Genomic DNA, 10,079 nt, shown 5'->3' on the forward strand with positions numbered 1-10,079 from the left:
CGAAATCCTCCAAATCTTGTCTGTCAATACCTTCGAGAAAACCCCACTTTTACAGCTACTTTCCACCTCACAACACCAAAACCGTACAGACCCCGACCCTAACCAACGACGCCTATTCGACTTCTAACCGGACAGTACTGAATTCATCTGTGGAATCTGCGAAATCTGTGGACGGATTCCTCCGGCGAGATGCCCACTTCGCACGATTTGCCGCAACGTCCCGGTTGGCCGACTAAAATCTCTCCATGCACCAACAAGCTCCCGCGGCCGCACCGGCCGCCAATTCCGTCGCCCGCGTCGTGCTGGCCAGCTTCATTGGCACCACGATCGAGTGGTACGACTTTTTCCTGTACGGCACGGCCGCGGCGCTCGTGTTCGACAAGCTCTTCTTTCCCACGCTCGATTCGTTCGCCGGCACGATGGCGTCGTTCGCCACGTACGCCGTAGGATTTTTCGCCCGGCCGGTTGGCGGGATCGTCTTCGGCCACTTTGGCGATCGTATGGGTCGTAAGTCGATGCTCGTGACCACGCTGGCCATGATGGGCCTGGCCACGTTCTTGATCGGATTGTTGCCTACGTACGATCAGGTGGGCATCGCCGCGCCGATTTTGCTCGTGGCTCTGCGCTTCGTGCAAGGTTTTGGAGTCGGAGGCGAGTGGGGCGGCGCCGTGCTCATGGTTGTCGAGCACGGTCACTCGGGCCGGCGCGGGCTGAACGCCAGTTGGGTGCAAGCCGGAGTGCCGGCCGGGATGGTGCTGGCCACGACGATCTTCGGACTCTTTTCGCGCCTGCCGGATGAGGCGTTCTTGAGCTGGGGATGGCGCGTGCCGTTTCTGTTCGGCATTGCGCTCTTGTGCGTGGGGCTTTTCATCCGCCTGCAAATTCTGGAGAGCCCGCTGTTCGCCAAAATGCGCGATCGCGACGAGCGTGCCGGTATCCCGTTCTTGACGGTGCTCACGCAGTATCCGCGCAATGTGCTGCTGGCGATGGGAATGCGGTTTGCCGAAAACGGCAGCTTCTACATCTTCACCGTCTTCGTGCTGACGTACGTGACGTCGACGCTCAAGGTGCCGCGTGCGTCGGTCTTAAACGGCGTACTGCTGGCGTCGGTCGCCGAGTTCCTGGTGATACCCGCCTATGGCCTGCTCTCCGACCGCCTCGGCCGGCGACCGGTTTATCTGACGGGCGCGCTAGGGCTGGCCGCGTTTTCGTTTCCGTTCTTCTGGATGCTCGACACGGGGAACGCCACGGTCATTGCGCTGGCGATCGTTATCGGACTGGTAGTGCAATCGGCCATGTACGCGCCGCAGGCCGCGTTCTTCTCGGAACTGTTTGGCACCGAGGTGCGCTACACGGGCGCCTCGATCGGCTACCACATGGCGTCCCCCTTTGCCGGCGGGCTGGCCCCGCTGATCTGCATGGCGCTCTTGAAGTGGGCCGATGGGCGCCCCTGGCCGATCGCGCTCTACATGATTGGCATGTCGGCCGTCACGCTCGTATCGGTGTGGCTGGCGGAGGAGACCCGGCACACGCGCTTGGGCGAGCACTGATCGCCAGACGCAAAACGCGCGCGATCTCGTCAGAGATGAGCTCGCAAATTCGGGCGCCACGGGTGGCTTGTCCACCCGTGTATGTTTGGTACAGGACGCACACTGGTGGGCGAGCCACCAGTGGCACCCACGTTCGTTTGTGCAAGCGCGAAGCGCGTCGTTTATCGGCCCTCTCCCAACTCGGCGTACAGCTCCGGCAAGAACGACGCCAGGTGCGACATCTCTTGCGAGCAATGCACCAGAAGCGCCGCCGCGTCGGCCGGGCCCGGTCGCATCAGCCAGCCGGCTGCCGAGGCGGCCATGTCTCCCACGATGCCGCCGCGCCGCGCCGCGACATGCTCGCCACCAATCCAAAAGCGCGAGCGCATCTCGGCGCCGCCGTCGATCGCGCTTACGTAGTGCAGCAGGTATCCGAAATCGAACGGCACGTTCGCGAAACCCACGCGAGCGCACACGGCCGTTGCCTGCCGCGGATCGGCCAGCAGCGATTCGTCGAGTTGCAATTCACGCGGCCGCAAGAAACGGATGTGATAGCGCCCCAGCGTGCTGCCGATATATTCGTCGACGCACGAGGTTTTCCCGACGTAGCGCGCGCGCCCCGTCGTCCCTGGCACGACGGCCGTCGCCCATTCGGCGTAGACATGGGCCCGCGGATGCCACAGCTTGTAACGCTGCGGTTCATCGCTGTGCCAACCGAACCACCAGTCGACCATGGCCGGTACCACATGCGGCATGACGGTGCGAATCGCGATGCGCAGCCGACCGCCGGCGGCCAGAGAGTAGCCGTTCTCCAGCACACGCTCCGCGGATTCGATCGCCCGCGCCGCGGCGGCCAGCGGTGGCAACAGTGGCTCGGCAACGGGTCCGCGCGCGATCGCTTCGCGAGCGGGCTCTGGCAAGGGCGCCATCTGCGGATTCCAGAACCGCGCGTATGGTTTCCCCTCCAACTCGCCAGGCTGCATGCCCAGGTGTCGGGCGTCGCTTGATGTCACGGCGTTCATGGCCGGCCCATCCAACTGTGGAAGCGTGCTTGCGGATCGTAGACCGAGCGGACGCGGTCGAGTCGCGCCAGGTTAGCGTCGCTGGCAAAACGCGCCGGGCGCTGACCGAGATTCTCGTCCGCCAATTGGCAGCCGCTGGCCCAGTGTTCCATTTCGCGCATTCGCTCGACGGGCCAGCGATCGAACTGCGCGTCGTCTTGCGCGTGCTGCCACACCGAGTAGAGCGCGATGTAGGTATTGTCTTCCATCGAATAGGCCATGTCCGGACGATCCGCCGGCGGCGCCCAGTTCATCCACAACATATGCGACGGCGCGGGCGGCAATGTCTCGGCGATGCGCCGCAGGCCGGGGAGCAAGTCGTCGATCTTCGCCCCCGTCCACATATTGTCGACGGCGTAGCGATAGTTCTCTGGATAGTGCCGCATCACGCTGTAATACAGCGGCTTCAAGCCCGAGGGCACGAAGGGCAGCGCGAACTTGGCCTTCGATCGCAAGGGGCTGCGGTTCATGAAACGCAGCCACTCCCAGGCCTGCGCGTACGAGTCGGCGAACACGGGCGCAATGACAATCATGCCCGCCCCACGCACGCCCAGCGTGTGCCGCGACATGAGAGCTTGCAGCTCGATGCCGCCCGGCACTTCCGGTCCGACGGCGTGCAGCCAGCGAAATACTTCATCGAACATGTCGGCGGCAAATGTCTGCGCCGCGAAGCCGATTACTTTGGGCCGATCGTAAACCCGCAGGTGAAACCGCGTGACGACGCCGAAAAAGCCCGGCCCTGCCCCGCGGGCGGCCCAATAGAGGTCGGCGTTTTCGTCGGCACTTGCTCGCACGACCTCACCATCGGCTGTCACCACGTCGATGGCTTCGACGCTCATGCAGGCGGGCCCGAGCACGCGGCTGTGCCAGCCGTAGCCCCCTTGCAGCAAGTAACCGCCGACGGCCACGCCGCGGCAATGACCGGCCGGAAAGAAGAGCTTTTGCTTGGCCAATTGTGCTGCCAACTCGTGGCCGGCGCGCCCCGGCCCGACGGTCGCACGCTTGGCGGCTTTATCGATGCGCACTTCGTCCAACCGCGAGACATCGAGCAGCAACCCGCCATCGCGGACATGATTGCCCGACCAGCTGTGCCCGCCCGAGCGAACGCCGATGCGCAGGTTCTCGCGTCGGGCCATACGCACGGCGGCCAGAACGTCGCCGGTATCGTTGGCCTGCACGATGATGTCGGGATAGCGCGGTGGCAGGCGCTTGTTCCACATCGTTGCGGCCCGCGCCGTTTCGTAACCGGCTTCGCCTCGCCGAAAGGTTTGCCCAAGAGTTCGTTGACCACGCTGCATCGACACGCTTCCCCCAGAGAGTGCGTTTTGGTGTACTAGGGTACCCCGGAGTTTTGCTGGTGACTATCCATCGCGTTCCTGACGAAGTGAGCCGATCGATGCCAACGCCGACGATTCGCACATCCAGAGAGGGCCCCACGATCACACTCGTGGGCGATGTATACCGATTTCTAGCGACGGGCAAGGAGACGAGTGGCCGCTACGCGACGTTCGAGGCGATCGTGCCGCCCGGAGGTGGGCCGCCGCCCCACACGCACTCGCGCGAAGACGAATCGTTCTACATTCTGGAAGGGGAAATGACCTTCTACGTCGAGGGGGAACGCATTGTGGCGAAACCAGGAACCTTCGCCAGCATGCCGGTCGGAGTGAAGCATTGCTTCAAGAACGAAAGCCACGAGCGGGCGCGGATGATCATCTCGGTGGCGCCGGCCGGACTCGAAGAAATGTTTCTGGCCGCCGGTAGCCCGATCGACCCGGGGGCCGTGCCCGGCCCACCCTCACCGGACGACATCGCGCGGCTTTTGGAATTGGCGCCGCGCTATGGCGTGACGATCGAATTGCCGGCGGGGCATTAGTTAATTTCGATGCCACTCAGCGTGCCGCCGGCGGGTCCTTCAGCTGCTCACGTGCCAAGGCGCGAAGTGCGGCCAGTGAATGGTGCGGCGCGTCGGCCGGCAACATTCCCGCGGCGGCCGCGGCCAGGATCTTTTCCAGATCGGCGTCGGCGAACCGCAAAGGGAATGCATAGTCGTTCCCTTCAAACCTTGGCCCGCGCATCTTGAACGAGATCGCGTCGAGACGGTCGGAAAAGGGTCCATCCGCGGCGCTGATCAATGACCAATTCCACTTGTCGGCCTCGCCCGCCTGGTAGATCCAGGCATGCCGCGGCGCCGGCCGGTCTTTGCCGACTGTGAATTCAATATTCGAGAGCCAGTCCACAGGACCTTCGGCAGGCTCGGGCTGCGATCGCGACCAGATCACCAGGGCTGAACGGTCCGAGAGCCGGAACGAGTGCCACATACCATAGTGAGAATCGAAGCCGGCACCGGAGGTTCGAGGTGTTACATCGAGCGGCGGTTCGACCGTCGCATCGGCCCCCGCCTCCCCATCGATCGCCGGAACGAGCGATTTGTAATCCGCTGGCGGCGTGAACTCGAAAAGTGAATCGTCGAGTGGAATGTTGACGCTGATCTCGTCATATTCCGAGTCGCGACGCGTCGTGCCGTCGTCCAAGACCTCGTCAAGGACCAGGTGCACGGGCAAACCGGTCGTCGGATCAAGCCAGATGGTTTCGATCGTCGTTCGTTCGATATCCTCATCGCGAATGCGGTTTTCGTAAACATCGCACTGTCGGCCGGCGTAGGTTTCGGTCCGCAGTTTTTTGTAGTCCGCCGTTGAAGGCTTCAGAAACTCCGAGGCGATCTGGGCCTGCACACTCGCCTCGGTCTTCAGCTGTGCTTCGAGCGCGCCGATCGGGACCGTGAAGTATTCTTTGTCGTCTGTTTGGGCCAACGTCTGGCGCCGACCGTCGCAATACACCATGGCGCGGCGAATCTCGACTCCGTTCTTTGATTGCCCGACGCCCACGGACGTGTGCCGGTACTTGTTGGGCCGTTTGACGAGAAACTCGGTCGGCACCTTCACGGCCGGTGCCTCCGGCTTGTGGTTATCGTAAATGTAATCCGTGCCGCGAATGCGAATCGACTGCACCGCAAAGAAACGCTCCGGCAATGCCTCCAGCCCGTAAGCATGCTCCGCCGTCGGCGAGATAAGAATGGCCGCCAGGCTGATCGCCACGAGCAAGCAAGCTGCCGTGGCCAGTAGGGCCAGCGGACGCCGCCGAATCGTCAACCCCGCGGGCACAACGTCAGCGCGCGCAGCCGCCACGCGCTCGATAACTTGTTCGCGCTCGTCCACGCTCACCTCCCGTAGCGGCGCATAGTAGCCGGTCAGCAATTCGTCGAGCGTGCGATCGTCGTTCTCGCGGGCGTTCATGATTTCGCCTCCCGATCGAGCAGTTTCGTGCGCAATCGTTCTCGGGCTCGTTCCAACAACTTGTAGAATCCCGACGAGGAAAGCTCGAGCGCCTGTCGGGCCACGGCGACCGGCTCTCCGCACAAATAATGAATGTGCAGGGCTAGACGCTCGTCGTCCGGCAATTCGGCCAATGCCGCATGGACCAAGAGCCGCGTGTCGGCAGCGCCATCGCTGGCCGGCTGCAGCGGGTCCTGATCGAGCGCTACAAACCGCGTGCGATTGCGCGCCTGCCGCCGCCGGAAATCGGTCCCTTCGCGCCGGGCAATCGACACCAGCCAGCCGGCCAGGGCCGCGGGCTCGCGCAATTGCCGCAAGTTGCCCAGCGCGCGGACAAACACTTCCTGCACCAGTTCATCGGCTTCGGCCGGCGCACCGGTGGCGTCGAGCAGGATGGCGCGCAGCAGCGGCGCGTAGCGGTCGTAGATTCGCCCGACCGCGTCATGTTCGCCCGCTGCGGCTCGACGCGCCAACTCGGCGTCCTCGGTCATCGACAGCTCCTGTCCATGCTGTTGGTCTACAGAATAGACGGAGAGGGGTGGAGATTTTCCACCGAAATCATAAGACGCTTTTTAAAAACAACCGTGGAGCACTCCTAAGGAATGTCACCTGTAGCTTGGCTACCAGTCCTTAAACCGAGTTCCGCACTGGTGGGCGAGCCACCAGTGGCACCCGATGCTCGTCATGACATCGAGCCGACGGCCTTTTGTTCAGGTACCTCGGCAGAAGCGGTCCCCGCGGCCGGCGTCCTCGGTAGCGGCACGACCAAGGCCAAAAGCGCCAGGCCCCCCGTGACCGCGGCCAGGACAAAGAACATCGGCGCGTACGAGCCGGTTAGCGCCTGGCTTTCGGCCATTAGCTCCGGCCCCAGGGCCGAGGCCAGCACCGTGGCAAACTGGGCGGCGCCCTGAATACCGCCGAGGCGCGCCCGACCGAAAAGATGCCCAAACGCGGCGAAGAACACCACTGTCACCAGTCCGCCGCTCAGTCCGATCAAGGCAGCGTAAACGCGCGCACCGGCGGGGGTGGCGATGGTCGGAAACATGGCGAGCGCCCCGGCCAGGAGAACGAGCCCGATGCCCAGCAGCTTCACGACGCGCGTGCGCGAGGCAAGGGCGCCGCCGACGAGATTCGCCAGCAGGCCGATGCCGGTGAGGATGGCCATGATCTCGACGGCGATTTTCTGGTCCAGATCGCGTTCGGCCAGCATCGACTCGTTGAACAGCGTCACGCCCGACCAGACCAGATTGAATACGCTCGAACCCAAGACCAGAACCCAAAAGGCGGGCGTGGCGAGCGCCTGGCCGAACGTGAAATCGGCGGCGCCGTGTTCGGCAGGCGAGGTGGGCACATCCGGCGCGTCGGGCGCAACGCCGCACGATTCGGGCGTGCTGCGCGCAAAAAGCCAGAACAGGGGAACAATCGCCAGCAGCATGTAGCCCACACCCTGCCAGGCCGGCCGCCAGCCATGTTCTTTTACAGCCTCGCCCATTCCCAGCACGCTGGCAATAAATCCGAACGTCAAAAGCACCGCAAATGCGCCCATCGCCAGGCCCAGGCGGCGGCTGAACCATTTGCCGATCGCGGCCATGCTGACGACCGAGAGTGCGCTTTGCCCAAACCCGCGCACCAAGATCAACGTGGCCAAGAGCGACATCCAGCCCGTCGCCTCGCCCATGGCCAAGACGGAAACACCGAGAGCAGCAGTCACCGTCGCCAGCGCCATGCGCACGCCCCAGCGATCGATCATCCAGCCGACCGGAAGACAGAATGCCGCGCCGATCAACGACGCGATCAAGTTGATGTGTGCGAACGTGACGCGGTCGACTTGCAAGTCCGCAAGCAGGGGTTCGGTGACCAGCCCCAAGCCATGCGTGCGCCCAGGCAGCGTGGCGGTCATGGCGACCGCGGCCACGAGCACGTTGATCCAGCCGTAGTAGAAAGGCAATCGGCTGGGCCAGGGGCGATGATTGGTCATTTCTCCAGCAGACTTCATGCGGCGCGCACCTTGGGCCGCCCGCGCGCCATGACCCACGCCGCGGCCAGACCGGCGAACATTGCCAATCCCGCCCAGCGAATCAAGCCCGACTCGTACACGACCATGCCGTTAAAAACGATGAACAACATAAACGCGTGCAGCACACGATCGATCCACACCGAGCGGGCGGCGTAGCCATTGGGCCTGGCCCACCACCACAGCATGTCGCCGGTCCACAGCCAGGTGAACAAGTACGAGACGTAGATTCCCTCGCCGATGCCGCTCACCTCGCGCGTGTGTTCGAAGGCGTGGGCGTGCGACCAGCCGTGATAGAAATGAAAGGCCACGCCCAGGTGGACCCAAAAGCAAACGATGCTCCACGTCCAGCACCAGCGGGCGACCTGGCCTGCATATGTCTCGGCGCGCCAATCGGCCGGCGCGAGCCGCATCATTAATACGAGGGCCGCCGCGTACCAGGCGAGCGACAGACGCACCGTGTTGCGCGTGAGCATTTCACCCGGCTCGGCCGCGATCGCAAAGGTCAACAAAAACGTTGCAGCAACCAGCGCCGCGCCGCCTGCCACAAAGCCGACGGCTAGCGGCAGCAAAATCGCGCGCGGATTTTCGAGCGTTGTCGCCATCTGGAAATCGAACGCGGCGAGGCTGGCGGGTGGGACAGATCGGAGCGAGAGTTCTAAAGTATACTCGGGCGAAGTCGTTGCCGCTGTCGTCCTTCCAGTAGGCATCGCTAATGCCCGTGGGCGCGGACATTTTTTCGCCACGGCCCCGGCCGACCAACTTTCGTCCGACGTGCTAACGGTGTACTCTCAAGTGACTTGGCCCGCCCGATTCACGCACACCAGCCCACGAGGGAACTTATGCGCAAGCCACTTCGCTCCATCCGCCGCCAGGTATCGCGACGCCAGTTCCTGGCCGCCGGTGCCGCCGGTTCGGCCCTGCTGGCTGGATTGCCGACCATCGTGACAGCCAAAAAAACCGATTCACCGCTAGTCGTGGGCGAGGGAGAGCATCGCTACGAAGTGCAGCACGACTGGCCACAACTTCCCGACAGATTTACCTGGCAAACGACACATAACGTGGCCGTCGATAAGGCCGGCTGCCTGTACGTCATTCACGAAGGCAAGGCCGACCAGAAGGATCACCCCGCGATCTTCGTCTTCGATCCCGACGGCAAATACATCCGCTCGTTCGGCAAGCAATTTCAAGGCGGAGGCCACGGGATCGAAATCCGCGAAGAAGCCGGGCAGGAATTCCTGTACGTCTGCGCCTACCAGATGCTGAAGACCTTCGCCAAACTCGACCTGGCAGGCGAAACCGTCTGGCAGAAGTATGCGCCCATGGATTCCGGAGTGTACGCCGCCGACGAAAATACCAAGCCGACGGGTCAATGGGGGCGCGACCGGTTCATGCCGACGAATTTCGCGTTCCTCGACGACGGCGGCTTCCTCCTGGCCGACGGCTACGGCGCCTTCTACGTCCACCGCTACGACAAAAACGGCAACTGGCTCTCGTGTTTCGGCGGGCCGGGCGAAGGAAAAGGGAAGTTCAACACGCCGCACGGCGTGTGGGTCGATCGCCGCGCCGGCCGCGAACCGGCGATCGTCGTGTGCGATCGCGCGAACAACACGCTGCAATATTTCTCGATGGACGGTAAATACCTCGAGACGCTGACCGGCTACGGACTGCCGGCCAATGCCGAGACGTGGAAGAACCTGCTCGTGATCCCCGAGCTGCACGCGCGGATCACATTGCTCGACGAGAAGAATAATGTCGTGGCCCGGCTGGGCGACGACGTGGCCCGGATAACGGGCGAAGGGGGGATGAAAATCCGCACCGATCGCAATGCCTGGCAGGCGGGCAAGTTCGTCCACCCACACGACGCCTGCTTCGGCCACGACGGCAGCATCTTCGTAGCCGAATGGGTCGCCACCGGCCGCGTTTCAAGGCTCCGCCGCGTTTCTTAGAAATTTTTGCACCACGGAGACACGGAGACACGGAGAAGAAATGCAGAAGTAAGAATGCAGAATGACAGTAGTGCCAAGTTTGGCGGATTGATATAGGTGAACGCAAGGCTCCTCTTGTACATGACTTGTGTCCAGCAGGTCACTTCCAAGGAGGGAGCCATGCGTTCAAGGGTGAGTCATACCATAACGAGCCA

The 10,079-nt window shown here is 63.1% G+C and carries 9 protein-coding genes; 3 read left to right on the forward strand and 6 right to left on the reverse strand.

All coding sequences use genetic code 11. The features are described 5' to 3' along the window. The first annotated feature begins 245 nt into the window (after window positions 1-245). A complete protein-coding gene (locus VHD36_14335) occupies window positions 246-1,550 on the forward strand; it encodes an MFS transporter (GenBank protein ID HVU88495.1) in 1,305 nt (434 codons plus the stop codon). A 161-nt stretch (window positions 1,551-1,711) separates the two neighbouring features. Here the strand turns inward: VHD36_14335 and VHD36_14340 are convergent, their stop codons facing one another. Beyond that, on the reverse strand, window positions 1,712-2,551 hold the full coding sequence (locus VHD36_14340) for a hypothetical protein (protein HVU88496.1): 840 nt from the start codon (window positions 2,549-2,551) through the stop codon (window positions 1,712-1,714). Then, window positions 2,548-3,888: an FAD-binding oxidoreductase gene (locus VHD36_14345; protein ID HVU88497.1), complete on the reverse strand. Its 1,341-nt coding sequence runs from the start codon at window positions 3,886-3,888 to the stop codon at window positions 2,548-2,550. The genes VHD36_14340 and VHD36_14345 overlap by 4 nt, the downstream gene beginning before the upstream one ends. 149 nt (window positions 3,889-4,037) lie before the next feature. On the opposite strand from VHD36_14345, the gene VHD36_14350 reads away from it, so the two are divergent. Beyond that, window positions 4,038-4,463 carry a cupin domain-containing protein gene (locus tag VHD36_14350; GenBank protein HVU88498.1) on the forward strand — a complete coding sequence of 142 codons (426 nt, stop codon included), beginning with the start codon at window positions 4,038-4,040 and terminating at the stop codon, window positions 4,461-4,463. Window positions 4,464-4,479: 16 nt separating this feature from the next. Here the strand turns inward: VHD36_14350 and VHD36_14355 are convergent, their stop codons facing one another. From VHD36_14355 to VHD36_14370, 4 genes are all read right to left on the reverse strand, one after another. Further along, window positions 4,480-5,883, reverse strand: a complete 1,404-nt coding sequence (locus VHD36_14355) for a DUF2092 domain-containing protein (GenBank protein ID HVU88499.1) — start codon at window positions 5,881-5,883, stop codon at window positions 4,480-4,482. Continuing rightward, window positions 5,880-6,413 carry a sigma-70 family RNA polymerase sigma factor gene (locus tag VHD36_14360; GenBank protein HVU88500.1) on the reverse strand — a complete coding sequence of 178 codons (534 nt, stop codon included), beginning with the start codon at window positions 6,411-6,413 and terminating at the stop codon, window positions 5,880-5,882. Before VHD36_14360 ends, VHD36_14355 begins: the two co-directional genes overlap by 4 nt. Before the next feature lie 191 nt (window positions 6,414-6,604). Then, complete coding sequence (locus VHD36_14365) at window positions 6,605-7,918, reverse strand: MFS transporter (GenBank protein HVU88501.1); 1,314 nt, start codon at window positions 7,916-7,918, stop codon at window positions 6,605-6,607. Further along, window positions 7,915-8,541 carry a hypothetical protein gene (locus VHD36_14370; GenBank protein ID HVU88502.1) on the reverse strand — a complete coding sequence of 209 codons (627 nt, stop codon included), beginning with the start codon at window positions 8,539-8,541 and terminating at the stop codon, window positions 7,915-7,917. Before VHD36_14370 ends, VHD36_14365 begins: the two co-directional genes overlap by 4 nt. Before the next feature lie 237 nt (window positions 8,542-8,778). Between VHD36_14370 and VHD36_14375 the strand changes: the two genes are divergently transcribed. Then, window positions 8,779-9,885 carry a peptidase gene (locus VHD36_14375; GenBank protein HVU88503.1) on the forward strand — a complete coding sequence of 369 codons (1,107 nt, stop codon included), beginning with the start codon at window positions 8,779-8,781 and terminating at the stop codon, window positions 9,883-9,885. Window positions 9,886-10,079 lie beyond the last annotated feature (194 nt).

This window comes from Pirellulales bacterium, from assembly GCA_035546535.1.
Classification (GTDB): Bacteria; Planctomycetota; Planctomycetia; order Pirellulales; family JACPPG01; genus JACPPG01.

Excerpts from the sequence above, each read along its gene's own strand:
- VHD36_14335 (HVU88495.1), top strand. The coding sequence starts at position 246 with ATGCACCAACAAGCTCCCGCGGCCGCACCGGCCGCCAATTCCGTCGCC.
- VHD36_14340 (HVU88496.1), bottom strand. The coding sequence starts at position 2,551 with ATGAACGCCGTGACATCAAGCGACGCCCGACACCTGGGCATGCAGCCT.
- VHD36_14345 (HVU88497.1), bottom strand. The coding sequence starts at position 3,888 with ATGCAGCGTGGTCAACGAACTCTTGGGCAAACCTTTCGGCGAGGCGAA.
- VHD36_14355 (HVU88499.1), bottom strand. The coding sequence starts at position 5,883 with ATGAACGCCCGCGAGAACGACGATCGCACGCTCGACGAATTGCTGACC.
- VHD36_14360 (HVU88500.1), bottom strand. The coding sequence starts at position 6,413 with ATGACCGAGGACGCCGAGTTGGCGCGTCGAGCCGCAGCGGGCGAACAT.
- VHD36_14365 (HVU88501.1), bottom strand. The coding sequence starts at position 7,918 with ATGAAGTCTGCTGGAGAAATGACCAATCATCGCCCCTGGCCCAGCCGA.
- VHD36_14370 (HVU88502.1), bottom strand. The coding sequence starts at position 8,541 with ATGGCGACAACGCTCGAAAATCCGCGCGCGATTTTGCTGCCGCTAGCC.
- VHD36_14375 (HVU88503.1), top strand. The coding sequence starts at position 8,779 with ATGCGCAAGCCACTTCGCTCCATCCGCCGCCAGGTATCGCGACGCCAG.